The sequence below is a fragment of the Streptomyces sp. NPDC001020 genome, assembly GCF_053599115.1.
In genome coordinates, this window is the sequence record NZ_JBSFLQ010000005.1 from 149,829 (window position 1) to 174,517 (window position 24,689).

At 69.8% G+C, this 24,689-nt stretch carries 23 protein-coding genes and 1 tRNA gene; 8 read left to right on the forward strand and 16 right to left on the reverse strand.

Annotation, left to right across the window (positions count from 1 at the left end; all coding sequences use genetic code 11):
* Positions 1-22: 22 nt before the first annotated feature.
* The 5 genes from ACWDEX_RS06310 to ACWDEX_RS06330 all read right to left on the reverse strand — a co-directional run bounded on the left by ACWDEX_RS06310 (position 23) and on the right by ACWDEX_RS06330 (position 4,772).
* Entirely contained in the window at positions 23-910 is an 888-nt protein-coding gene (locus ACWDEX_RS06310; protein WP_450462042.1) for a Cof-type HAD-IIB family hydrolase, read from the reverse strand.
* Between the two features lie 78 nt (positions 911-988).
* Complete coding sequence (locus ACWDEX_RS06315; RefSeq protein ID WP_450462043.1) at positions 989-1,891, reverse strand: LLM class flavin-dependent oxidoreductase; 903 nt, start codon at positions 1,889-1,891, stop codon at positions 989-991.
* A gap of 114 nt (positions 1,892-2,005) precedes the next feature.
* Positions 2,006-2,566: an RNA 2'-phosphotransferase gene (locus tag ACWDEX_RS06320; protein WP_450462044.1), complete on the reverse strand. Its 561-nt coding sequence runs from the start codon at positions 2,564-2,566 to the stop codon at positions 2,006-2,008.
* Positions 2,567-2,889: 323 nt separating this feature from the next.
* On the reverse strand, positions 2,890-4,647 hold the full coding sequence (locus ACWDEX_RS06325) for an SDR family oxidoreductase (protein ID WP_450462045.1): 1,758 nt from the start codon (positions 4,645-4,647) through the stop codon (positions 2,890-2,892).
* Positions 4,644-4,772, reverse strand: coding sequence for a hypothetical protein (locus tag ACWDEX_RS06330; RefSeq protein ID WP_450462158.1), 129 nt, complete (start codon positions 4,770-4,772; stop codon positions 4,644-4,646). Before ACWDEX_RS06330 ends, ACWDEX_RS06325 begins: the two co-directional genes overlap by 4 nt.
* 287 nt (positions 4,773-5,059) lie before the next feature.
* On the opposite strand from ACWDEX_RS06330, the gene ACWDEX_RS06335 reads away from it, so the two are divergent.
* The 6 genes from ACWDEX_RS06335 (at position 5,060) to ACWDEX_RS06360 (ending at position 9,355) form a co-directional block, all read left to right on the forward strand.
* Complete coding sequence (locus ACWDEX_RS06335; protein WP_450462150.1) at positions 5,060-6,022, forward strand: ABC transporter ATP-binding protein; 963 nt, start codon at positions 5,060-5,062, stop codon at positions 6,020-6,022.
* The gene (locus tag ACWDEX_RS06340) at positions 6,012-6,920 is read left to right on the forward strand and encodes an ABC transporter permease (RefSeq protein ID WP_450462046.1); all 909 of its coding nucleotides are present in this window, start codon (positions 6,012-6,014) and stop codon (positions 6,918-6,920) included. Before ACWDEX_RS06335 ends, ACWDEX_RS06340 begins: the two co-directional genes overlap by 11 nt.
* Positions 6,917-7,828, forward strand: coding sequence for an ABC transporter ATP-binding protein (locus ACWDEX_RS06345; protein ID WP_450462047.1), 912 nt, complete (start codon positions 6,917-6,919; stop codon positions 7,826-7,828). The genes ACWDEX_RS06340 and ACWDEX_RS06345 overlap by 4 nt, the downstream gene beginning before the upstream one ends.
* Before the next feature lie 10 nt (positions 7,829-7,838).
* Positions 7,839-8,558 (forward strand): ABC transporter permease, encoded by a 720-nt coding sequence (locus ACWDEX_RS06350; RefSeq protein ID WP_450462048.1) that lies wholly within the window; start codon positions 7,839-7,841, stop codon positions 8,556-8,558.
* Positions 8,559-8,734: 176 nt separating this feature from the next.
* Positions 8,735-8,974 carry an SGM_3592 family protein gene (locus tag ACWDEX_RS06355; protein ID WP_450462049.1) on the forward strand — a complete coding sequence of 80 codons (240 nt, stop codon included), beginning with the start codon at positions 8,735-8,737 and terminating at the stop codon, positions 8,972-8,974.
* A gap of 276 nt (positions 8,975-9,250) precedes the next feature.
* A tRNA-OTHER gene (locus ACWDEX_RS06360) sits at positions 9,251-9,355 on the forward strand.
* A 64-nt stretch (positions 9,356-9,419) separates the two neighbouring features.
* Here ACWDEX_RS06360 and ACWDEX_RS06365 read toward each other — a convergent pair.
* The 9 genes from ACWDEX_RS06365 to ACWDEX_RS06405 form a co-directional block, all read right to left on the reverse strand.
* Positions 9,420-10,238: an HAD family hydrolase gene (locus tag ACWDEX_RS06365; RefSeq protein WP_450462050.1), complete on the reverse strand. Its 819-nt coding sequence runs from the start codon at positions 10,236-10,238 to the stop codon at positions 9,420-9,422.
* Positions 10,235-11,512: a serine--tRNA ligase gene (serS, locus tag ACWDEX_RS06370; RefSeq protein WP_450462051.1), complete on the reverse strand. Its 1,278-nt coding sequence runs from the start codon at positions 11,510-11,512 to the stop codon at positions 10,235-10,237. Before serS ends, ACWDEX_RS06365 begins: the two co-directional genes overlap by 4 nt.
* A 578-nt stretch (positions 11,513-12,090) precedes the next feature.
* Entirely contained in the window at positions 12,091-13,023 is a 933-nt protein-coding gene (gene pheA, locus ACWDEX_RS06375) for a prephenate dehydratase (protein WP_450462052.1), read from the reverse strand.
* Positions 13,024-13,102: 79 nt separating this feature from the next.
* The gene (efeB, locus tag ACWDEX_RS06380; RefSeq protein WP_450462053.1) at positions 13,103-14,467 is read right to left on the reverse strand and encodes an iron uptake transporter deferrochelatase/peroxidase subunit; all 1,365 of its coding nucleotides are present in this window, start codon (positions 14,465-14,467) and stop codon (positions 13,103-13,105) included.
* 6 nt (positions 14,468-14,473) lie between these two features.
* Complete coding sequence (locus tag ACWDEX_RS06385; protein ID WP_450462054.1) at positions 14,474-16,588, reverse strand: copper resistance CopC/CopD family protein; 2,115 nt, start codon at positions 16,586-16,588, stop codon at positions 14,474-14,476.
* A gap of 13 nt (positions 16,589-16,601) precedes the next feature.
* Positions 16,602-17,072, reverse strand: a complete 471-nt coding sequence (locus ACWDEX_RS06390) for a copper chaperone PCu(A)C (protein WP_450462055.1) — start codon at positions 17,070-17,072, stop codon at positions 16,602-16,604.
* Positions 17,069-17,743, reverse strand: coding sequence for an SCO family protein (locus ACWDEX_RS06395; protein ID WP_450462056.1), 675 nt, complete (start codon positions 17,741-17,743; stop codon positions 17,069-17,071). The genes ACWDEX_RS06390 and ACWDEX_RS06395 overlap by 4 nt, the downstream gene beginning before the upstream one ends.
* 107 nt (positions 17,744-17,850) lie before the next feature.
* The gene (locus ACWDEX_RS06400) at positions 17,851-18,600 is read right to left on the reverse strand and encodes a YcnI family copper-binding membrane protein (RefSeq protein WP_450462057.1); all 750 of its coding nucleotides are present in this window, start codon (positions 18,598-18,600) and stop codon (positions 17,851-17,853) included.
* Positions 18,601-18,741: 141 nt separating this feature from the next.
* The gene (locus ACWDEX_RS06405) at positions 18,742-19,554 is read right to left on the reverse strand and encodes a hypothetical protein (RefSeq protein WP_450462058.1); all 813 of its coding nucleotides are present in this window, start codon (positions 19,552-19,554) and stop codon (positions 18,742-18,744) included.
* Positions 19,555-19,796: 242 nt separating this feature from the next.
* Here ACWDEX_RS06405 and ACWDEX_RS06410 point away from each other — a divergent pair, with 242 nt between their 5' ends.
* The gene (locus ACWDEX_RS06410; RefSeq protein WP_450462059.1) at positions 19,797-20,222 is read left to right on the forward strand and encodes an ATP-binding protein; all 426 of its coding nucleotides are present in this window, start codon (positions 19,797-19,799) and stop codon (positions 20,220-20,222) included.
* Between the two features lie 103 nt (positions 20,223-20,325).
* Here ACWDEX_RS06410 and ACWDEX_RS06415 read toward each other — a convergent pair whose 3' ends face one another.
* Positions 20,326-21,804, reverse strand: a complete 1,479-nt coding sequence (locus ACWDEX_RS06415) for an aminopeptidase P family protein (protein ID WP_450462060.1) — start codon at positions 21,802-21,804, stop codon at positions 20,326-20,328.
* Between the two features lie 104 nt (positions 21,805-21,908).
* A complete protein-coding gene (locus ACWDEX_RS06420; protein WP_450462061.1) occupies positions 21,909-23,273 on the reverse strand; it encodes a PP2C family protein-serine/threonine phosphatase in 1,365 nt (454 codons plus the stop codon).
* Positions 23,274-23,895: 622 nt separating this feature from the next.
* Between ACWDEX_RS06420 and ACWDEX_RS06425 the strand changes: the two genes are divergently transcribed.
* On the forward strand, positions 23,896-24,561 hold the full coding sequence (locus ACWDEX_RS06425) for a bifunctional DNA primase/polymerase (protein ID WP_450462062.1): 666 nt from the start codon (positions 23,896-23,898) through the stop codon (positions 24,559-24,561).
* The last annotated feature ends 128 nt before the right edge of the window (positions 24,562-24,689 follow it).

Here is a 24,689-nt window from a genome sequence, read left to right on the forward strand (position 1 = left end):
CCCGCCCTGTGCCTGCCCCGGCCTACAACCGCTCGGCGAGGATCCGCTCGATCACCACGGCCACCCCGTCCTCGTTGTTGGCTACCGTCCGCCCGGACGCTGCGGCGATCACGTCCGGGTGCGCGTTGCCCATCGCGTAGGACTGGCCCGCCCAGGTGAGCATCTCCACGTCGTTGGGCATGTCACCGAAGGCGATGACCTCCTCCTGGGAGATGCCGCGCTCGGCGCAGCACAGCGCGAGCGTGCTCGCCTTGGAGACGCCGGGGCCACTGATCTCCAGCAGCGCGCTGGGGCTGGACCGGGTGATGGAGGCGCGGTCGCCGACGGCCAGGCGAGCCAAGGTGAGGAAATCGTCCGGATTCAGCTCCGGGTGGTACGCGAGGATCTTGAGCACCGGTTCGTGGGCGATCGAGCCATCCGCCGCCAGCAGTTCCTCGGCGGGCGCGCGGAGGCCGGGGTCCTCCATGTGCAGCTTCGGGTATGCGGGCTCCTGGTGGAAGCCGTACGTCTTCTCGACGGCGTACACCGTTCCGGGCGCCGCTTCCCGCAGTAGCCCCACGGTATCGAGGGCGTTCTCCCGGGCCAGCTCCCGGACCTTGACGAAGCGGTGGGCGCCCGGGCCGCCGTGCAGGTCGACCACGGCGGCGCCGTTGCCGCAGATGGCGAGGCCGTGACCGTGGACATGGTCACTGACGACGCCCATCCAGCGCGCTGGGCGGCCCGTGACGAAGAACACCTCGACGCCGGCCTTCTCGGCGGCGGCCAGTGCGGCGACCGTGCGCTCGGAGACCGACTTGTCGTCCCGGAGGAGGGTGCCGTCGAGATCTGTCGCGATCAGCCGGGGCGGGACGGTGGATGTGGGGGTCTCGGGCTCTCGGGTCGCTGAGGTCACGGGCCCATTCTGGCGCATATGCCCGCACGGCCGTGCGGGAGTCCGCACAGGTGAGTGGTGACGCTCCTCACCAAGGGTCGTCACCTCCCGTCATGGTCAGCCCAGCTGGGCCGGGGCCTCCATGGCGATCTGCTCGAAGACCTTCTCGTCCGTCGCGAAGTCCGAGTCGGGGATGGGCCAGTGGATCACGAGGTCGGTGAAACCCAGCTCCGCGTGCCGGCCGGCGAAGTCGACGAACGCGTCGAGGGACTCCAACGGACGGCCACGGTCCGGGGTGAAGCCGGTCAGCAGGATCTTGTCGAGTCCCGTCACATCACGGCCGACCACGGCGCACGCGTCGGCCAGCTTTTCGGTCTGTGCGCGCAGGGCCAGCACGGACTGCTCGGGGGTTCCGTTCTCGTACAGCTTCGGGTCGCCGGTCGTCACCCACGCCTGCCCGTGGCGCGCGGCGAGCGCCAGGCCGCGCGGGCCGGTCGCGGCCACCGCGAACGGCAGCCGGGGGCGCTGGACGCACCCCGGGATGTTGCGAGCCTCGTGCGCGGAGTAGTGGTCGCCCTGGTACGAGACGGAGTCCTCGGTGAGCAGGCGGTCGAGCAGCGGGACGAACTCGCCGAACCGGTCGGCGCGCTCACGCGGGCTCCAGGGGTCCTGACCGAGCACGGTGGCGTCGAAGCCGGTTCCGCCCGCGCCGATGCCCAGCGTGATCCGGCCGCCGGAGATGTCGTCGAGGGAGATCAGTTCCTTGGCGAGAGTGACCGGGTGCCGGAAGTTCGGCGAGGTCACCAGGGTGCCGAGACGCAGACGCTCGGTGACGGCGGCCGCGGCCGTCAGCGTCGGCACGGCGCCGAACCACGGGCCGTCGCGGAAGGACCGCCACGACAGATGGTCGTAGGTGAACGCGGTGTGGAATCCCAGCTGCTCCGCACGCTGCCATGCGGAACGTCCGCCCTCGTGCCAGCGGACGTACGGCAGGATCACGGTGCTCAGGCGCAGACTCATGCTCCGAGCGTAAGGGGAGCTACGGAGAGCCGCGGTAACCGGAGGTACGGGGGCGCGAGGAGGTACGGGGCGAGTCCCCGCCTGATCGGTGGTACCGGGGTAATTCGGGCGGTCTCAGCGCGGCTCTGGAAACCGCAGGTAGCGCGGCGGTACGGCTTTGGTCAGCCACACTCCGTTCGCGCTGACGTGGAAGACGAGGCCGTCGCGCTGCATGGCACCGGCGTCCACGGCCAGGACGACCGGGCGGCCGCGGCGGGCACCCACTCGGGCGGCGGTCTCGCGGTCCGGTGAGAGGTGCACATCGTGCCGGTTCATGGGCCGGAGGCCCTCCGTGCGGATCGTGCCCAGGTGGCGTGCCACGGTCCCGTGGTAGAGGTAGGCGGGCGGGGTCGCCGGGGGCAGCCCGAGGTCGACTTCGATGCTGTGGCCCTGGCTGGCGCGGATGCGGGTGCCGTCGACCGCGAAGCGCTTCTTGTCGTTGGTGGCGACCAGGTGCTCCAGCTCGTCGCGCGTGATGCGGAAGCCGTGCGAGGCCGCCGCGGCGAGCAGGTTGTCGATCTCGACCCAGCCGCCCTCGTCGAGCGTGAGTCCTATCCTCTCCGGCTGGTGCCGCAGATGTTTCGAGAGGTACTTCGACACCTTCACGGTGCGTCTCTCATCGTTCCTTTCCGTCATCCTTCCAGCATGCGGGAGAGACGCGGATCACGCAGATGATTTTGATCGGGATGTTTGATCCACAAGCAAGTGCAGTTATCCACAGGGAAATTGAGAAGTCTGTGGATAACTCGATGGCGCTTACTGGGTGTTGGGCAACTGCGCTGTGTTATACGGGATGTGTGACGGTGTGAAGCAATGTGTGGTGCTCATGGGGGAGTTGGTAGCCAACCGCATGAACCGCGGCGAACAGCGGGCAGCCGCAGACGAGTTGCCGAACGAGCCGAAGACTGCGTCGCGTTGGGCGCCCCGTGGTCAAGAACCCACCAAGCAAAGGGCGATGATCACAACGGCGGTTCCAGCCGTGCCACCGCGCGTAGCGCGCGAGGAGTGAAGCGGGACATCAAGAGGGCGCCCCGCGCCTCCGGAGTGACCGGCACGACGGCCTGGTTGCGGACGACGGCCCGCAGGATCGCCTGCGCGACCTTCTCCGGCGGATACCCCCGCAGGCCGTACAGTCGTGCCGTCTTCTTCCGCCGACGTTTCTCCTCCTCGTCGTCCACACCCGTGAAGTGGGCGGTCGACGTGATGTTCGTGTTGACGAAGCCCGGGCAGATCGCCGACACCCCGATACCCCGCCCGGCCAACTCGGCGCGCAGACACTGGCTGAGCATCAGGACGGCCGCCTTGGAGGTGCTGTAGGCGGGCAGTGCCCTAGACGGTTGGTACGCAGCCGCCGAGGCGGTGTTGACGATGTGGCCGCCCTGGCCGCGCTCGGCCATCTGCCGTCCGAAGAGCCGGCAGCCGTGGATGACACCCCACAGATTGACGTCGAGGACCTTTTGCCAGTCCTCGGCGGTCGTGTCGAAGAAGGAGCCGGACAGTCCGATCCCGGCGTTGTTCACGAGCACGTCGACCACCCCGTACTCGGCTGCGACCTTCTCGGCGAGCTTCTCCATGGCCTGCTCGTCCGAGACGTCGACCGTCTCTGCCCAGGCCTCGGGAGCGCCGTTCAGCCGCGCCAGCTCCGCCGTTCGGGCCGCGCCCTCCGCGTCCCGGTCGACGGCCACCACGCGTGCTCCGGACTCGGCGAACGCGAACGCCGTGGCCCGCCCGATGCCGCTGCCCGCGCCGGTGACCAGCACGAGCTGGCCTCCGAACCGGTCCGCGTAACGGCCGCGCGCCGTCGGGGGCGACGGTCGGCCGTCTTCCACAGCGGTCACGAACTCCGCGACCCAGGCAGACAGTTGATCGGGACGGGTGCGCGGGATCCAGTGCCCGGCGGGCAGCGTGCGACGAGTCAGCTGTGGGGCCCACCGTTCCAGCTCGTCGTAGAGCCGCTCCGAGAGGAACGAGTCCCCCAGGGGCGTGATGAGCTGAACGGGCGCGTGCGCGTAAGCGTCGGCACGTGGGTGGTTCAGCCGCGACCGTACGTTGTCGCGGTACAGCCAGGCGCCGTGGGACGCGTCCGTGGGCAGCGACGGGGTCGGGTAGCCGTCGGCGGGCACCTTCTCGATGCGTTGCAGGATCTTCGGCCAGCCCCTGCCGAGGGGCCCGCGCCAGGCGAGTTCCGGCAGGACCGGAGTGTGCAGCAAGTACACGTACCAGGACTTGGCGCCCTGGCCGAGCAATTGGCCCACCCGGCGCGGGGTGGGCTTTCGCACCCGGTCCTTGATCCAGTGCCCGAAGTGGTCCAGGGACGGTCCGGACATCGACGTGAAGGACGCGATCCGGCCCTTCGTGCGCTTGACGGTGACGAACTCCCACGACTGCACCGAGCCCCAGTCGTGCCCCACCACGTGCACCGGCCGGTCCGGGCTGACGGCGTCCACAACCGCCAGGAAGTCGTCCGTCAGCTTCTCCAGCGTGAACCCGCCGCGCAGCGGCTTCGGCGCAGTCGAGTCGCCGTGGCCACGGACGTCGTACAGCACGACGTGGAAGCGTTCGGCGAGGCGCGCCGCCACCTCGGACCAGACCTCCTTGCTGTCCGGATAGCCGTGCACGAGGACGACCGTCGGCTGCGTCGAGTCCCCCAACTCGGCCACGCACAGCTCGATTCCACCCGTCCGCACCCGGCGCTGACGCGCCCCCACGACAGTCACTTGTCCTCCGCCCAACGCCGCATGTGCGGCAGATCGTCGTCCAGCCAGAACGCGCTCTGCTCCGGATCTCGAAAGTCCCCGGGCGTCACGACGGTCTCGGCGCACCCGGACGCGAGTCGCCGCACCGATCCGAATCCCCGTGGTCCAGCGCGGAGAGCGTCCGTCACCGCCGTCGTCATGTCACCGCCCCACTCGCCGCACCGACTGCGCTACGTGTCCGTAACTTGGCATCGGCGAATCTCGCAGTTGTTAGAGCCCGCGTCAATAGTGCCGCCTCGGCCTGTGGAAAACTCCGGAGGCGTTCGACCTCAGGGTGACCCCTAGGGACTCGTACTACTGGAGTCTGATTCCAGGACAGCTCTGCGGTCTGACGACGTACGTGGCCCGTGTCACTACCGTCGACGATGTGACTGTGATCGCGACCGAAAGCCTGAGCAAGCGGTTCCAGAGGGTGACCGCGCTTGATCGGCTCTCCGTGGACGTCGGACCCGGTGTGACGGGGCTCGTCGGCGCCAACGGAGCCGGCAAGTCCACGCTGATCAAGATCCTCCTGGGGCTGTCCCCCGCCACCGAAGGCCGCGCCGAGGTTCTCGGACTCGATGTCGCCGACAAGGGCGGCGCCATCCGCGAGCGCGTGGGGTACATGCCGGAGCACGACTGCCTGCCGCCCGATGTGTCGGCAACCGAGTTCGTCGTCCACATGGCGCGCATGTCCGGACTGCCACCGACGGCCGCCCGTGAGCGCACCGCGGACACGCTGCGCCACGTCGGCCTGTACGAGGAGCGCTACCGCCCCATCGGCGGCTACTCGACCGGCATGAAGCAGCGCGTGAAGCTCGCCCAGGCCCTGGTCCACGACCCGCAACTGGTCTTCCTGGACGAGCCGACCAACGGCCTCGACCCGGTCGGCCGCGACGAGATGCTCGGCCTGATCCGCCGTGTCTACACGGACTTCGGGATCTCGGTCCTGGTCACCTCCCATCTGCTGGGCGAGTTGGAGCGCACCTGCGACCACGTCGTGATCATCGACGGCGGCAAGCTCCTGCGTTCCAGCTCCACCCGGGACTTCACCCAGACCACCACGACCATCGCGATCGAGGTCACCGACAGCGACGAGCACCCGGACGGCACCCGCGCGGTGCGCGACGCGCTCCACGCGCGCGGGGTGACCACGCACGACGGCAGCGAACTTCCGGGCGCCGGACACATTCTGCTGCTCACCGTGGACGACGAGCAGACGTACGACCTCGTCCGGGACGTCGTCGCAGACCTGGGCCTCGGCCTGGTCCGCATGGAGCAGCGCAGGCACCACATCGCCGAGGTCTTCAAGGACAGCGACGAGCAGCGGAAGGAGGCGGTCGGCCATGGCGGTTGAGCAGCCCACGGCCCGAGAGGCCGAGCAGACCCGGATCCACAACATCGGCTACCGCTCGTACGACGGTGCGCGCCTGGGCCGCGCCTACGCCCGCCGCTCGCTGTACTCGCAGTCCCTGCGCGGCGCCTACGGCCTCGGTCGATCGGTCAAGTCCAAGGTGCTGCCGATGCTGTTGTTCGTGGTGATGTGCGCACCCGCGCTGATCATGGTCGCGGTCGCGGTCGCCACCAAGGCGAAGGACCTGCCCGTCGAGTACACGCGCTACGCGATCATCATGCAGGCCCTCATCGGTCTGTACGTCGCCTCGCAGGCGCCCCAGTCGGTGTCGCGCGACCTGCGCTTCAAGACGGTGCCGCTGTACTTCTCGCGCCCCATCCAGACCATCGACTACGTCCGCGCCAAGTACGCGGCCCTGGCCTCGGCGGTGTTCATCCTGACGGCCGCGCCGCTGCTCGTCCTCTACGTGGGCGCGCTGCTGGCCAAGCTGGACTTCGGCCACCAGACGAAGGGATTCGCCGAGGGACTGGTCGCCGTGGCGCTGCTCTCCCTGCTGTTCTCCGGGATCAGCCTGGTCATCGCGGCAGCCACCCCTCGTCGCGGCTTCGGTATCGCGGCCGTCATCGCCGTCCTGACCATCTCGTACGGAGCTGTCTCCACCCTCCAGGCCATAGCGGACGTCCACTCCGGCAACCACACAGTCCTGGTGTGGATGGGCCTGTTCTCGCCGATCACCCTCATCGACGGAGTGCAGACCGCCTTCCTGGGCGCGACTTCCTCCTTCCCGGGAGGGCAAGGCCCCTCGGCCGCGCAGGGAGCCGTCTTCCTCATCGTCGTCCTGGGACTCGTCGTGGGCAGCTACGGCCTGCTGGCGCGCCGCTACCGAAAGGCCGGACTGTGACAACGCTCACCATCGACCACGTCTCGCGCTGGTTCGGCAACGTGGTCGCCGTCAACGACATCACGATGACCGTCGGCCCCGGCGTCACCGGCCTACTGGGCCCCAACGGCGCCGGCAAGTCCACCCTCATCAACATGATGGGGGGCTTCCTCGCCCCCTCCACCGGCTCCGTCACCCTGGACGGGCAGCCCGTGTGGCGCAACGAGCAGATCTACCGGCTCATCGGCGTCGTCCCCGAGCGCGAGGCGATGTACGACATCCTCACCGGACGTGAATTCGTGCTCGCCAACGCCGAGTTGCACGGCCTGGGAGGCAAGGCTGCGCAACGCGCCCTCGCCACCGTCGAGATGGAGTACGCGCAGGACCGGAAGATCTCCACGTACTCCAAGGGCATGCGCCAGCGCGTGAAGATGGCGTCCGCCCTTGTGCACGACCCGTCCCTGCTGCTGCTCGACGAGCCGTTCAACGGCATGGACCCGCGTCAGCGCATGCAGCTCATGGAGCTGCTGCGGCGCATGGGCGCCGAGGGCCGCACGGTGCTGTTCTCGTCCCACATCCTCGAAGAGGTCGAGCAACTCGCCTCGCACATCGAGGTGATCGTCGCCGGACGGCACGCGGCGAGTGGCGACTTCCGCAAGATCCGCCGTCTGATGACCGACCGGCCGCACCGTTATCTGGTGCGCTCCAGCGATGACCGGGCGCTCGCGGCCGCGCTCATCGCGGACCCGTCGACCTCCGGCATCGAGGTGGACCTCACGGAGGGCGCGTTGCGCATCCAGGCAGTCGACTTCGGCCGGTTCACAGCTCTGCTGCCGAAGGTCGCGCGCCAGCACGGCATCCGGCTGCTCACGGTCTCGCCGTCCGACGAGTCCCTTGAGTCCGTCTTCTCGTATCTGGTCGCGGCGTAGGAGGCCGAAGATGTACGACCCCACAGTCGCCCGGCTCACCTACCGGGGACTCCTCGGTCGCCGCCGAGCCCTCATCCTCGGAGCGCTGCCCGTCCTGCTCCTCGTGATCTCCGCGGTCGTGCGCGCCCTGACCGGCGCCGACGACCAGGTGGCCCACGACGTCCTGGGCGGGATCGGGCTCGCCACGATGGTGCCGATCATCGGCGTCATCGCGGGCACCGGCGCGATCGGGCCCGAGATCGACGACGGATCGGTGGTGTATCTGCTGGCCAAGCCGGTGAAGCGACCCACGATCATCTTCACCAAGCTGATCGTCGCTATCGCGGTCACCATGGCGTTCTCGGCTCTTCCGACGTTCGTCGCGGGCCTGATCCTCAATGGCAACGGCCAGCAGATCGCCGTCGCGTACACGGTCGCGGCACTGGTCGCCTCCATCGCGTACGCTGCGCTGTTCCTGCTGCTCGGCACGGTGAGCCGACACGCGGTGGTCTTCGGCCTGGTCTACGCGCTGGTCTGGGAGGCGCTCTTCGGCTCCCTGGTCTCCGGGGCGCGCACGCTCAGCGTCCAGCAGTGGGCGCTCGCCGTGGCCCACAAGGTCTCCGACAGCTCTCTCGTCACCTCCGACGTCGGGCTGCCCACCGCGACGGCGCTGCTGGTCGCGGTGACCGTGGCCGCCACCTGGTACGCGGGACAGAAGTTGCGGACGCTGAAGCTGGTGGGGGAGGAGTGACGGACCCGGCGTGGCCTCGGCCGGGGTGCGTCCGGGAATCGGGCCGCGCCCCGGCCTGCCTCGCAACGGGCTCGTCGTCCGTGCTCTTCCCAAGACCTTGAAGCCCTCCTTGACAGTGGCTTCACACCCGCCCGGGCACACTGGGCAAAGGGGGATGCGCAGGGAAAGGAACGGGCATGGCAGCTCAGGCACCACAGGGCGGCGGGCCGGGCGGGGCGGGGGGCGACTGGGACGGCGTCGTGTTCGACGAGGACTTCATACGGTCCGCGGCGTCCACGGAGCCGTCCGCGCGTGCCCGAATGCTGGCCGCGCGCTGGCGCAACGAGGCGCCCGACCCCCAACCGTGGCGCTCCGACGAGCCGCCCGCCGGCTGGTTCTTCAGCAAGGCACGCCGTCGCCGGTGGCGCCGCCGGTAATGGCCGTACCCGGTACGCGGCCGGTGGATTTTATTCAGTGGCGCCCGATTCGGTGGACAGGCACAGTGGTGATGTCCACGACGCCGGGTCGAGCCGGCGCCACGTTCTGGGAGAGGAGCTGGGCGATGTCCATGCACGGCAGTACGTCGAGCTCCCGACAGGGCAGCCCGCGGCGGGCTCCGGAGTAGTTACTCCTCCGTCGAGCCCGCCCGCACGGGGAGCTGCCCGGGGCGGCCGCTTCGAGCGCGCGATTCGCTTCGCGCGGGCCGCCCACCCGGAGGATTGGCCGAGTGGTAAGGCACCGGCTTGCGCAGTGTTCCATCAGAAGCAAGTCGTGGTCGGGGTCCATCCCCCGCGCGCGTTCGATCCGCGCATCCTCCGCGAGACGCTGTCCCTTCGGCCTGGCCGAGGTTCAAGGTCCGAAGTACCCAGGCACAACTCGGAGCTACCCGAGCAACCGTTCCAGTACCACGGCGATCCCGTCGTCCTCGTTGGACAGCGCCACCTCGTCCGCGACCGCCTTGAGATCCTCGTGGGCATCGGCCATGGCCACGCCATGGGCAGCCCACGCGAACATGGGGATGTCGTTCGGCATGTCGCCGAAGGCGATCGTGTCCGCGGCCTTGACCCCCAGGCGGCGGGCCGCAAGTGACAGGCCCGTCGCCTTTGTCAGGCCGAGCGGGAGGATCTCCACGATCCCCTCGCCCGCCATCGTCACTCCGACGAGGCCTCCGGCCGTCTGCCGCGCCGCCTCGGCCAGCTCGTCGTCGCTCAGCGTCGGGTGCTGGAGGTACACCTTGTTCAGCGGCGCCGACCACAGCTCCGCGGCGTCACTGATCGGCCGGTACGGAAGCGGCCATTCCTGGACCCGGTAGCCGGGGCCGACCAGAACCTCTCCGTCCAGCCCGTCCCGGCCGGCGGCCAGCAGCAGCGGGCCCACCTCGGCTTCGATCTTCGCCAGCGCGATGCCCGCGATCTGCCGGTCCAGCGTCACCGACGTCAGCAGCCGATGCTCCCCCGCGTCGTACACCTGCGCCCCCTGGCCACAGACCGCGAGGCCCTGGTAGCCGAGGTCGTCGAGGATGTGACGGGTCCAGGGGACCGCGCGCCCGGTGACGACGATGTGCGCCGCGCCCGCCGCGGTGGCCGCGGCGAGCGCCGCACGCGTGCGCTCCGAGATGGTCTCGTCGGAACGCAGAAGCGTTCCATCGAGGTCGGTGGCTATGAGCTTGTAAGGAAATCCGGCAGGTTCGACCGTGCTCACTTGGTCACGGGCTCCAGCAGCTCCCGGCCGCCAAGGTAGGGGCGCAGGACCTCGGGCACCCGTACGGAGCCGTCGGCCAACTGGTGGTTCTCCAGGATTGCCACGATCGTGCGAGGCACGGCGCACAGCGTGCCGTTCAGTGTCGACAGCGGCTGGACCTTCTTGCCGTCCCGCACACGGACCGACAGGCGGCGGGCCTGGAAGCTGTCGCAGTTGGAGGTCGAAGTCAGCTCGCGGTACTTGCCCTGAGTCGGGATCCACGCCTCGCAGTCGTACTTGCGGGACGCCGACGCGCCCAGGTCGCCCGTCGCCACGTCGATGACCTGGAACGGCAGTTCAAGCGAGGTCAGCCACTGCTTCTCCCACTCCAGGAGCCGCTTGTGCTCGTTCTCGGCGTCCTCGGGGTCGACGAACGAGAACATCTCGATCTTGTCGAACTGGTGCACACGGAAGATGCCGCGCGTGTCCTTGCCGTAGGTGCCGGCCTCGCGGCGGAAGCACGGTGAGAAGCCCGCGTAGCGCAGCGGCAGCTTCTCCGCGTCGATGATCTCGTCCATGTGGTACGCCGCGAGGGGGACCTCGGAGGTGCCGACGAGGTAGTAGTCGTCCTTGTCCAGGTGGTACACGTTCTCGGCGGCCTGGCCGAGGAAGCCCGTCCCCTCCATGGCGCGCGGACGGACCAGGGCGGGCGGCAGCATGGGGGTGAACCCGGCCTCCACGGCCTGCGCGATCGCCGCGTTGACGAGCGCCAGCTCCAGCAGGGCGCCGACACCGGTCAGGTAGTAGAAGCGCGAGCCGGAGACCTTCGCGCCGCGCTCGACGTCGATCGCGCCGAGCGCCTCGCCGAGCTCCAGGTGGTCCTTGGGTTCGAAGCCCTCGGCGCCGAAGTCACGGATGGTGCCGTGCGTCTCCAGGACGACGAAGTCCTCCTCGCCGCCGACCGGGACGTCGGGGTGCACCAGGTTGCCGAGCTGGAGGAGGAGCCGCTTGGTCTCCTCCTCGGCTTCGTGCTGCTCGGCGTCGGCCGCCTTGACGTCGGCGGCGAGTCGGCTCGCCTTCTGCAGCAGTTCGGCCTTCTCGTCGCCGGAGGCCTTGGGAATCAGCTTGCCGAGCGACTTCTGCTCGGAACGGAGCTCGTCGAAGCGGACGCCGGACGACCTGCGCCGTTCATCGGCGGAGAGGAGGGCGTCGACGAGCGCGACGTCCTCACCACGGGCGCGCTGGGAGGCGCGAACACGGTCGGGGTCCTCACGGAGCAGGCGAAGGTCAATCACCCCTCAAGGCTACCGGTGCCGAGTTGGGGCCCACGACTCAGTATTTCCTTCTGCGGCTGCTGTGCCGTCATGGCGCAATTACGCTACGTGTCAATAAAAGGGGTGCCGGTCCCCGGGTGGGGCAGCTCGACTGTGGCTTGTTGACCCGACTCCCTTGCGGGGTACGGGATTTGAGACGTGCTTGTCCACAGGCGTCGGTGGTCCCGCGAAGTTATCCACAGCCTGTGTGGAAAATCTGTGGATACCGGAGGCGGGCATTCTGAATGTCGTGCGCAGGGTGGAGGATTTCCCGGTTCAAACCAGCGCTACGCACCCTTTCGGGCGGAATGGGTCGCCTCAAAGTGTTGGTCGAACGAAACAGGTGGACAACTGTGGCGGGTGTGCTGGCGCCCGGTTGGTGAACCTTCGGTGGATTCACTGCTCCCCCGCGCCAGTGGTGTCGACTTGTCCTCAGGTCGAGAAAGTCGGCCTGTGGATAACTTCTGTGGATAATGAAAATGTGCAGGTAGGACCGGAGGTGATCAGTCCTTCTGGAACCGGCACCCCCGAACCCGGCCGGGCTAGTGCCGGGGCGGGCACTAGAACCTCCCGTCCTGGCAGCGTGCCACCCAGTCCGCCGCGCTCATGAACTTGTCGTCCGATGTGCCCGGCAGCAGATCCCGCACGTCGTCCGGCTCGATGTCCGCGCGCGGGTACGAGCCGAGGAATCGCACCTGCAGACAGATCCGTTTGAGTCCCATCAGTGCCTCGGCCACTCGGCGGTCGGAGATATGACCCTCGGCGTCGACGCAGAAGCAGTAGTTCCCGATGCCTGCTCCCGTCGGGCGTGACTGCAGCAGCATCAGGTTGACGCCCCGGACGGCGAACTCGCCCAGCAGGTCGCGCAGGCCACCGGGGTGGTCGTCGCGCTGCCACAGGACGACGGAGGTTTTGTCCGCGCCGGTCGGTGCCGCCGGCCGGGAGGGCCTGCCGACGAGGACGAACCGCGTCTGTGCGTTCTCCGCGTCGTGGATATCCGTCTCCAGGGGCTCGAGGCCGTAGCGTGCGGCGGCGAACTCGCCCGCGAACGCGGCATCGTAGCGTCCCTCCTGGACCAGGCGGGCGCCGTCCGCGTTGGACGCCGCCGATTCCCAGACGGCGTCCGGGAGGTTGGCCTTCAGCCAGTTGCGTACCTGTGGCTGGGCGGCCGGGTGCGCGGTGACCGTCTTGATCTCCGAGAGATTGGTGCCGGGCCGGACCAGTAGCGCGAAGGTGATGGAGAGGAGTACTTCGCGGTAGATCATCAGAGGCTTGCCCGCGACCAGTTCGTCGAGGGTGGTCGTGATGCCGCCTTCCACGGAGTTCTCGATCGGCACGAAGGCGGCCTCGGCCTCGCCGCTGCGGACGGCGTCGAGAGCCGCGGGGATCGACACCATCGGGACGAGCTCCCGGGTCGCGGCCTCCGGCAGCGTACGGAGGGCGACCTCGGTGAAGGTGCCCTCGGGGCCCAGATACGCGTAGCTGGCTGGCATGGCCTCACCCTAATGCGCCCTGGTGGGACCGGGCTCGCCCTCGAGGCAGCGTGGCCCTTGCGAGGGACACGTTCGCCGCTCATCCCTCCAGCAGTCGCTGCCCCACGTACTCCCCTGTCGCGGCCCCGCCCGGCACCGCGAACAGGCCGCTCGCCTCGTGGCGGATGTACTCCGACAGCGCGTCCCCCCGGTCCAGCTTGCGCTGTACGGGTACGAAGCCGCGCAGCGGATCCGCCTGCCAGCAGATGAACAGCAGACCCGCGTCGGGCGATCCGTCCGCGGCGAAGCCGTCGTGGAAGGAGAAGGGGCGGCGGAGCATCGCGGCGCCCCCGTTCTGGTCCGGCCGGGTGATGCGCGCGTGTGCGTTGAGGGGCACGACCAGCTTGCCGTCGTCGCCGGTCTTCTCCAGGTCCATGGCGGTCGTCTCGGCGCCGCCACTGAGCGGCGCCCCGGTGGCCTTACGACGTCCGATGACGTCCTCCTGGGCCTTGGACGAGAGCTTCTCCCAGTCGTCGAGGAGCATGCGGATACGGCGTACGACGGCGTACGAACCGTTCGCCATCCAGGCGGGGTCGCCGTCGGCGGGCACGAAGATGCGCTGGTCGAAGTCGGTGTCGGCCGGTTTCGGGTTGTTCGTGCCGTCGATCTGGCCCATCAGGTTGCGCGCCGTCATGGGCTGCGCGGTCGCGCCCGGCGAACGGTTGAAGCCGTTCATCTGCCAGCGGACGCGGGCATCGCTGCCGGCGTTCTTCTGGATCGCGCGCAGAGCGTGAAAGGCGACGAGTGCGTCGTCGGCGCCGATCTGCACCCACAGGTCACCGTTGCTGCGGGATGCGTCGAGCCGGTCGGAGGAGAAGTCGGGCAGTGGATCCAAGGCGGACGGACGCTGCTTCTGAAGGCCCGTACGGGAGAAGAAGCTGTTCCCGAACCCGAAGGTGATCGTCAGGGACGCCGGTCCGGCGTCACGGGCGACGTCCGTGTCGTCGTGCGGGGCCGCCTCGCCCGCCATCAGCCGCTCGGCGGTGGCCGACCACCGGCGCAGCAGCGCGGCGGCCTCCCTGCGGCCCGCGCCCGCCGTCAGGTCGAAGGCGACGAGATGGCCGCGGGCCTGGAGGGCGTCGATGATGCCGGGCTGATGTTTCCCGTGAAACATTGCCCGGTTCGCGCCGAGGGAGGCCAGGGGCGTCGTCTTCTCTGAAGGCGCGGCGGCGTACCCGGCGGCCCCGCCGACCGCCCCGAGTGCGAGCCCGGTGGCACCGGCGGTGCCGAGGAGCCGCCGCCGAGAGATCACCCCGGTGGGGGAGGAATGGTCGGAATCGCTGTCCCGCGGGGTGCTGGGGAGGGAAACGGCGTCCTCGGGGGAGCGTTTCCCGGCGGGACGACGGCCCCGGTTCTGCTGGGAAGGGATGTCCTCGGACGCGTTGGGCGTGGACTGGTCAGCCATGGTGGTTCAGCCGATCTTCGCGTTCTTGTTCACGGTCACTTGGTCGATGTCGGAGGTCCGCACGGTCACCGCGATCTCCCAGTCGCCCGCCATGGGGATCTGCACGCCGGTCGCAGCCCAGTGACCGGTGGTGATGCGGTCGGGCGAGAGCGACAGCGGGCCGATGTCCTTCGCCTTGAGCGTGAGGGCGACTTTCACCTCGGGGACGTCGAAGGCCTTGCCGTTCGGTCGCACCACGAAGAGGTGCATCTCGTTGCCGCCCGCACGGGCGGGGTCGAGTGTGAGCTCCACCCTGCCCTTGCCGTCCTGGCCGCCTGTGTCGAAGGGGAGGTTCAGCGACACGGGACCGGACCGCTGGGACACGGAGGGGAGGGCCGTTCTGGCCGCTTCCTCCGTGCGTCCCGGCTCGGTGGCCGTGAGCACGGTGGTGACGGCGAGCAGCGCGACCGCGACGCTCGCCTCGACGAGCACGGAACGGCGCAGCCCGGAGCGGACCGGGTCGGCGTCCCGGATCCGCTTGGCGCGTGCCGTGGCCATGGCGGCCTGCTGGCGGGCCAACTGGGCGGCGCGTCCGGGCTCAGCAGATTTCGGGGAGTCCTGAGTCGTGCCCGGCCCCCGGCTCCCGCCGGAAGCCGTCGGAGATCCCCTGCCCTTGCCGGAGACCCCGGAGCCCTTGCGCCGCGCGGACACACCGCTCGTCGGCCGAGCCTTGGCCGCCACCGTCGCCGGTGTCTCCTCCGTCGTACCCGGCTCCGCCCCCGACGGCGTACTTGCCAGCTGCGCCGTCCAGCGCCGCGAGATCCAGGCGATGCCGACGAGGACGGCGACCAGGCCGGCTTTCACGAGCAGCAGTTGCCCGTACGTCGTCCCGGTCAGCGCGGACCATGAGCCGACCTGGCGCCACGACTGGTAGACCCCGGTCGCGGCGAGCGTCATCACGCTTGCGAACGCGACGCGCGAGAAGCGCCGTACGGCCGCCGTCTCGATCGACGGTGCCCGGTACAGCGCCACCAGCAGGGCCGCGAGCCCGCCCAGCCAGGTCGCGACCGCCAACAGGTGCACGACGTCGACCGGCATCGCGATGCCGGCCTGGATGCCCGACGAGGCATGCTCGGCCATCGCCCAGGTCGCCGCGAGACCGGCCGCGACGACGGTTCCGCCGATGGCGAGCCCGAAGGTGAGGTCCCGCTTCTCGGCTGCCCTGGCGGCGGCCTCGTCCAAGGCGCCGCCGGGGGACAGGCCCGCCGTGTCGCCGACGGCCCCGGACGCCTCCTCCGCGTCCCGCTTCACATACGCCCCGAAGAGCACCGCGATGAACAGGGCCGCCGCCGCGAGCAGCAGCAACCGGGAGGTGAGTGCTGCCCCGGCCTTGGTCTCCAGTACCGGCCCGAGCAGGGACAGGTCGACGATGTCGGCGACCTTCCCGGAGGTCGTGTACGAACCGCGCAGGAGCAGCAGCGCGAGTGTCGCCGCGGTGATCGCCACCCACCCGCTGACCACGAGTCGCTGCACCGCCCGTACCCCGGCGCCCCGTTGCCAGCAGGCCAGCACGAAGGTCGCGCCGCCGACCAGGACGATGAACCCCGCGTAGGCGACGTACCGCGCGAACCCGTAGAGCCCGCCGACGAGTCCGCCGCCCACGGCCTGGCCGGAGGCCGGGACCGTGGTCGCGGACGGGGCGCCGATGGAGAAGGTGAAGGCGCCGGCGATCGGGTGGCTGTCCTCGGACACCACCTGGTAGGTGACGGTGTAGGTACCGTCGGGCAGCCCCGCGCGGACCTTCACGCCGTACGTCGTCCCGCTCAGATTGGCCGCCTTGCCGGTGTCGACGCGCTGTCCCTTCGGGTCAAGGACGCGCAGCGAGCCGTCGGAGAGCGCTACCCGCTCGGAGAAGGTGAGCGAGACCTGGGTGGGCGCCTTGTCGACCACCGCTCCCTGCGCCGGGCTGCTGCCGGTCACTGCGGCATGCGCGGAGGCGGGTGCGGCCCCGCCCAGCAGCACGCCCACGACGGCGAGCAGCAGCGCCAGCAGCCCGCGGACCGCCCGGGGCCGAAGGGTGCGCCGGGCGTACGCACGGACGGTCCCCTGGACGTGGACGCCCGGGGCGATGGTCTGCGTCACGGTGGTCTCTCCCTCAGTGCGAGTGGCCGGTCTTCGGGGTGTACGTGGCCGGTTTCACCGGCATGTCGACCGTGATCGTTCCGGATTTGGCGAAGTGCAGCCGGACCGACACCCTCTCGCCCTGCTTCGGCTTGTGGGTGAGCTTCTCGAACATGAGGTGATTGCCGCCGCGTGCGAGGTCGAGCGTGCCGTTCGCGGGCACGGCGAATGACTTCTCCTCGTGCATCGCGCCGTCCTGGGTGGAGTGCATCGTGATGTCTTCGGCGAGGCTGCTGGTGACGGAGGTGAGGGTGTCGGCACCGCCGGAGTTGGTGACGGTGAAGAAGCCGCCGGCCATGTCGCTGCTGACGGGCACGGGCATGTAGGCACCGGTGACCTTCAACTCCGGTTTGGCCGAGGACGAGCCGTCCGTGCTGCCGCAGCCGGCGAGTATCAGTCCTGCCGCCGTTGCCGCGGCGGCGGCCAGGGAGAGGCGGAGGTTCACGGCTTCTCCCCCTTGATGATCTTGGGGAGGTCCTTGGTGTAGTCGTCGGCGGTGGCGTCCTCGCCGTACAGCACATAGCCGGCGTCGGTCTTCGGTGAGAACGCGATGACCTGGCTGCCGTGGGTGGAGACGATCTTGCCGTCCTTCTCCTTCCTCGGTGCCTCGATGCTGATGCCGAGGGTGCGGGCGCCGGCCTGGATGGTGGCGAAGTCACCGGTCAGGCCCACGGTGTCGGGGTCGATGCCCTTGAGCCATGCGCCGAGAGCCGCGGAGGTGTCGCGCTTCGGGTCGGTGGTGACGAACACGATCCGCAGCGAGTCCTTCTGCGCCTGGGTGAGCTGCTTGCTCTGCTCCACCGCCTTCTTGGCGACGGCGAGGTTGCTCATCGTCAGCGGGCAGACGTCGGGGCAGTGGGTGTAGCCGAAGTAGATCAGTGTCGGCTTGCCCTTGGTCTCGGCACGGAAGTCGTACTTCTTGCCGTGGGTGTCGGTGAGGACGAGATCCGGCTTCTCGAACGGCTGGTCGAGCACGGTGGCGGCCTTGTCCGAGCCGGTCTCGGCCGAGACGTCGGTGACGGGATTGCCGCTTTGGCCGTCGGACCCGCAGGCGGAGAGGGTGAACGCGACGGCGACGAGGAGGCCGGCCGCGGTGAGCGTCTTCTTCTTGCGCATGGAGAAATGTCCCAGATATGAGGGGGTCGGTGAGCGCCGGAGCCGTACGCGGTGCCTCGTGGCGGTGTCGTACGGATCCGGCGCGGACCGGGGATGAGCCGTGGGCGTCAGGCGTTGCCGGCGGTACGCCGGCGGCCGGCCAGAACGCCGTACGCGACGCCCGCCGCGCCGATGACGATGCCGACGATGCCGAGGACCCGGGCGGTGGTGTCACTCTGGTCGCCGGTGGCCGTCGCCGTGGAGCCGGGCTGGTCGGAGGCGGAGGCGTCCTCGGCCGTGGAGTCATGGTGGTCGGAGGCCGAGGCGGTGGTCAGTTCGAGCACCGGGGCAGGGTTGCCGGGCTCCGGCTGGCCCTTCTTCTGCGGCTCGATCCAGCGTGTGATCTCCTTGTTGGAGTACGTCTGGAGGGCCTTGAAGACGAGCTGGTCGGTGTTCTCGGGGAGCGGGCCGATCGAGAGCGGGAACTTCTGGAAGTAGCCCGGCTGGATGCCCTTGCCGGTGGCGGTCCAGGTGACCTTGGTGACGGCCTTGTCGATCTGCTGTCCGTGCAGGGTGAGCGGCTTGTCGAGCTTGGACTTGGTGACGTGCGCGTCCCAGCCCTCGATCGGCTGCGGCATCACCGAGGCGAGCGGGTGGTCGGCCGGGAAGCTGACCTCGAGCTTCGTGGTCGAGGCGTTGTCCCGCTCGTTCGGGACCTTGAAGTCGACGACCACGTACCCGCCCTTGGCGGCCTCGCCCTCCGGCTGCACACTCACGTGCGCGAACGCGGGCGTGGACAGGACGAGGACGGCCGATGCGGCCGCGGCGCCGACGGCGGCCAGACGGGAAACCTTCGGGGATGACTTGATGGCCTTCATGACAGAGAGCACTCCACTTCGAGTGAGAAGTCCGTTGACGGGATGGGTACGCGGGGCCACGCTCCGGTGGGGGCCCCGGGCACGCGCGCGTGCCGCACGACGGCGGCCCCTCGGCATGGACGAGTGGAGCGGCGCGTCGCGTCAGACAGCGAGGACGAGGGAAGTGGAGGAAGGCGGTCCGCGGCGGATCACCGTGTGTCGCAGCGCGGCCGTGCGCGGCTTCGGCGGTACGAGGAACCAGGTGCGCGGGGCGCGCGGCCCCGCTTCGGGGAGCCCTCCCAGCAGGACGCGCACAAGAGCGAACACGAGCTTCAGGGAGCGGAGCAGCGACCCCTCCGCGACTCCGTGCGCCGACAGCCGGATGAGCCGCAGCAGCGCCATGTCCCCGCGGCGCAGCACCCAGCCGGCCGCGATGCCCGCGAGGACGTGGGCGAGCAGCATGTGGAGGGACGGCAGCATCGACCACCACGGACCACCCGTGAAGGAAAGGGCGTCCGCCGGGTGATGCGGGGCGGCGGGGCCCGTACCTGTGCCGAGCCGCGCGTCGGTGAGGATCTTCTGGGCCTGCGCGGGGGAGATCGCCGCCACGGTGGTACCGCACATGATGCGCGCGGCCCGCTCCACGAGCGTGGCATCGGCCGTGGGCACGGCGCCCGACGTCATCGACGCGGCTGAGGAGTGCTGTCCGAGCCCGAAAAGCGTGTGCAGCACGGCCTGGCCCATCGCGAGGACCGCGACGATGCCCGGCAGTGAGCGCTCGCGCCCCGCCAGCGCGGCGGCGACGACGAACACGCCGAGGAAACCCGCGCCCAGCGTCCACAGTGGAACGGTGGCGCAGGAGGCGAGCCCGTGCCCGGCCGCGGCCAGCGCGACGCAGACCGCGGCGAACACCGCGGCCCGCAGAATCCGGAGATCACATCCGGTACGCGCCGTGCGCTGGTCAAGGGCACTCATGGCGGCCTCATCATCCCACTGGCCCGACCGGCTTCATACGGCAGGTCCACAAGGTGGCGTATATGTGCTGATCGGACCGCGGACCCGGAAGGTCACGCCCTGGCGAGGGCATCGGCGTATACATCGATCCGGGCTCCCCGCGCATCCGCCGCACGGGCGGGATCTGGTCGACCGGGTGATTGCCTGCGGGCACTCGCGGTAATACGTAACGGTATGTCGAGCCGCGGCCAGGAGGCTGGAGCATGAGCATCTGGTGGTCACTCCATCTGCCGCGAGAAGCCGCGAGCGTGCCGCTCGCCCGACGGCTCCTGCTGGGGACGATGGAGAGCGCGGGCGTCGACCCGGACGTTTCCCACGACCTCTCCGTCGCCCTCAGCGAGGCCTGCGCCAACGCGGTCGAGCACGGCGGCGACGGCGCCCACGGCGACACGCTCGAGGAGTACCGGGTCACCGCCTATGTCGACGGTGAGAGGTGCCGCATCGAGGTCGCCGACTCGGGGCCGGGTTTCCCCTCCGGCAGACCCCGTCCCACGCGTCGGCCCGCACACGCCGACGCCGAGCACGGACGGGGCCTCTGTCTCATCCAGGAACTCGCCGACCATGTCCACATCGGCAACGAACCGGGTCATGGCGGGGCCGTGGTGCGCTTCGACAAGATCCTGAAATGACCGGAGGACGCCCTCTGGTGGCCGTACGGGCGAGAACTGCGGGCGACCACCAGTGATCGCCCGCAGTTGACCCACAGCTTCTGACGGCCCGGTCAGCTCAGCGTCAGCCCTTCAGGGACGCCATCCACGTCTCGACCTCGTCGGAGCGGCGCGGCAGGCCGGCCGACAGGTTCCGGTTGCCGTCCTCCGTGACCAGGATGTCGTCCTCGATGCGGACACCGATCCCGCGGTACTCCTCCGGAACGGTCAGGTCGTCCGCCTGGAAGTACAGGCCCGGCTCGACGGTGAGCACCATGCCCGGCTCCAGCGTGCCGTCCACGTACGTCTCCGTCCGCGCGGCCGCGCAGTCGTGGACGTCCATGCCGAGCATGTGGCCCGTGCCGTGCAGGGTCCAGCGGCGCTGCAGGCCCAGTTCCAGGACCCGCTCCACCGGGCCCTCGACCAGGCCCCACTCGACCAGCTTCTCGGCCAGCACACGCTGTGCGGCGTCGTGGAAGTCGCGGTACTTGGCGCCCGGCTTCACCGCGGCGATACCGGCCTCCTGAGCCTCGAAGACGGCGTCGTAGATCTTCTTCTGGAGCTCGCTGTAGGTGCCGTTGACCGGCAGCGTGCGCGTGACGTCGGCGGTGTAGTACGTGTGGGTCTCCACGCCCGCGTCCAGCAGGAGCAGGTCGCCGGAGCGGACCGGGCCGTCGTTGCGCACCCAGTGCAGCGTGCAGGCGTGCGGGCCGGAGGCGCAGATAGAGCCGTAGCCGACGTCGTTGCCCTCGATGCGCGCGCGGAGGAAGAACGTTCCTTCGATGTAGCGCTCGGAGGTGGCCTCCGCCTTGTCGAGGACCTTCACCACGTCTTCGAAGCCGCGCACGGTCGAGTCGACGGCCTTCTGCAGCTCACCGATCTCGAACGCGTCCTTGACCACGCGCATCTCGGAGAGGAAGACGCGCAGCTCCTCGTCCCGCTCGGCGGTCACCTTGTCGTGCAGGGCGGCCTCGATACCGGCGTCGTACCCGCGGACCACGCGGACCGGTCCGGTGGCCTCGGTCAGCTTCTGCGGCAGCTCGCGCACGTCCGACGCCGGGATGCCGTACAACTGTTCGGCCTCGGTGAGCGAGTGTCGGCGGCCCACCCACAGCTCGCCCTGGCCGGACAGCCAGAACTCGCCGTTCTCACGGTTGGAGCGGGGCAGCAGGTAGATCGTCCCCCGGTGGCCCTTCGTCCCGTCCGGGGCGGTCGTCGGCTCCAGTACGAGGACGCCGTCCTCGGTCTGGTTGCCCGTGAGGTACGCGTACTCGACGGACGCGCGGAAGGCGTACTCGGTGTCGTTGGAGCGGGTCTTCAGATTGCCCGCGGGAATCACCAGACGCTCGCCGGGGAAGCGTGCGGAGAGCGTGGCGCGGCGGGCCGCGGTCTCGGCGGACTGGGCGATCGGCTGCAGGTCGTGCAGCTCGGTGTCGGCCCAGCCGGACTTCATGTTCTCGGCCAGCTCGTCGGACACGCCCGGGTACAGGCCGTTCTTGCGCTGCTTGATCGGCTCTTCTTCGGCAGTCTCCGGGGTCTCCGGGAGCTCTTCTGCCACGGTCATCCTCCTCGCTACGGCACTGGGCCTTCCCCATCGTACGGTCGTACCGAAGGGGGCCCAGGGCCGGAAGGTCTGTTACCGGGAGGTTGGCGCGCGGTACCGGGGAGTCACTCGAACCGTGCCGCCAGCAGCACCACGTCCTCCGTGCCGTCCGTCCCGTCCAGCCCGCCCGGCAGCACGCTCCGCAGTACATGGTCGGCAACGGCCCCGGGGTCGGTGCGCAAGGGCCGCGGCACGCTCGCGGCCGCCGCGTGCAGCCGGGCGAAGGCGCGGTCCGTGGGGTCGCCGGTGCGGCGCAGCAGTCCGTCGGTGTAGAGCAGCACGGTCTCGCCGGGCTCCGCGGTCAGCTCGATGCTCGGCGCCTCCCAGCAGGCCAGCATCCCCAGGGGTGCCGACAGGGTGGTCTCCACGAACTCCGTGCGCCGCGGGCCGATCACCAGTGGCGGGCTGTGCCCGGCCCCGGCGAGGGTGAGCTTGCGCGGCGCGGGCTCGCAGTACGCGAACAGGGCGGTGGCCGAACGGGCGGGTTCGGTGAGCCTCAGCAGCAGTTCCAGGTCCGACAGGACGGCGACCGGGTCCTCGCCCTCCATCACGGCGTAGGCGCGCAGGGAGGCCCGCAGTCGGCCCATGGCGGCGACGGTGCCGGCGCCGGACCCGGTCACGGACCCGACCGCGAGACCGAGCGCGGCGTCGGGCAGCGGCAGCGCGTCGTACCAGTCGCCGCCTCCCCGCGCACCGGTGCGGCGCCGGGCGGCGAGCTGGACGCCGGCGACCCGGGGCAACCGGGAGGGCAGCAGCTCCTCGGAGATCGTCGTCATGTACGCGCGCGTGCGCTCGACTTCGACCAGCCGCGCCAGGTGCTCGGTCGCGTAGCGCGCGTACAGGCCGACGAGGTGACGTCGGCGTTCGACCGGTTCGGCGGGCTCGTCATAGAGCCACACGGCGGCGCCGAGACGGCCCGCGGCATCGGTGGACAGGGGGAGTGCGTAGCTCGCGGCGTAGCCGAGCCGGGCGGCCACCTCGCGGTGGCGGGGGTCGAGCCCCTCCTCGGAGAACAGATCGGGCTGGGCGATCTCGCGCTCGCCGCCCGGCAGCCCGTCGAGGATCCTGCCGTACGACAGGGAACTGCGCGGCACGGTCTCGATGTGCCCGAGGTCGGCGCGCCCCAGCCCCAGGCCGATCGTGGTGTCGGGGCCGAGACCGTCGCACGGCTCCAGCACGACGAGGCCACGCCGGGCACCCACGAGGGCGGCCCCGGCGCGCAGCAGTTCCTGGAGCGCTTCGGCGAGTGAGTCCGTGCGCGCCAGGCGTTCGGTGAGTTCGTGGAGGGTCGTCAGGTCGGAGACCCAGCCGGCGAGCCGGTCCTGGAGGACGGCCCCGGGGTCTGCCGGGGCCGCTGAGGCGGCCGAGAGTGCAGGTGTCGGCGCGACAGTGTGTGCCGGTGAGGGAACCGTTGAATCGATTCCGGCCACTTTCGATGGATGAGGGGCGTTCATGGCGTCCGGCTTTCGGACCGGCGCCCATTGCTCGAAAGCATCGCAAAACCCCCATGTCATTCTGCGCCGCGAGCAGTATCTCCACATGTACACGCACTCGTGAGGGGATGTCCAGCATTGTCCTGCCGGGATTCCTGGTGTCCGTGGGGCTTTCCTGCGTTCTTACCCAGAAGGAAAGTTGGCCTGAAACGGCCTCGGGTGTCGCCCTCTTGCGGTCGACTGGCTCCGTTCGGCAGAGCGTCACAACGGTCGTGGTGGGTACGTACTCGGTGAAGGCCAGGGGTGGTTGGGGGACACCCGGAACCTCGCGCCGAACCCGGGCGTCTTAACCACTGACGGCCGAGCCCCATCCTCCCGCGTCGGAGGCGGCGAGTAAGAGCGGGACGGCGAAACGCCAGGCGCCGCCACCCCGCGCCCGGCCCATCTTGGTGATGGGCGCAGTACGGACGCGGACGCAGTCAGAGTTCGACCCTCAGTGGTTCCCCCTGTCGAGGACAGGGGCGTGATGCGCCATTAGGTACGCACAGCGAAATGATCGACACATGGTGTGATGTGGCCCTCGTGTTGCCAGGCGTGCAACGGAAAGGAACGAGCGCTCATGCGCGAGATCCTCGGAAGGCGACGCAGGCTCCTGTCCAGGCGGAACGGCGGGAGGCCTGAGGTGATCGGCGCGGCCCTGACCTTCGCGACCGCATGGCAGTGGCCCGTTCTCCCGGGTGTGGCACCGGACCCGCAGGGGCGCGCCCGTTGTGGGTGCCCCGACCCGGAGTGCACCGTGCCCGGCGCGCACCCCTTCGACCCCGGACTGCTCGCGGCCACCACCGATGAGCGCATGGTGCGCTGGTGGTGGAGCAATCGGCCTACCGCACCCATCGTGCTGGCCACCGGGGGCAGGGCACCTTGCGCGGTGAGCCTGCCCGCCCTCGCGGCCTCTCGCGCGCTTGCCGCGCTCGACCGCAAGGGCATGCGCCTCGGGCCGGTCGTGGCTGCACCGCACCGCTGGGCGATCCTCGTGGCGCCGTATTCCATGGAGCAGTTGGGTGAGTTGCTCTGTGCCAAGGACTTCGTTCCGGGGTCGCTGCGCTTCCACGGCGAGGGTGGCTATCTGGCGTTGCCCCCCTCCGAGACGGGTCACGGGGAGGTTCGCTGGGAGCGGGCACCGCTGCCCGGGTCCGCCTCGCCCTGGGTTCCCGACGTGGAGGCCGTCGTGGACGCGGTCGTGGCGGCCCTCACTCGTACGGGTGTGAGCGCACCTGAGTCCTAGGGGTGTCGGGCGCGCGGCGAACTGGGCGCCCATGAACGGTCGATATCTTCGACCTCATGCTGTTTCGTCCTGGGGGGTGCGGGGAACAGGGGCCCGGATGGCGCTCGCCGGTCCGTGCCGGTCGGCCC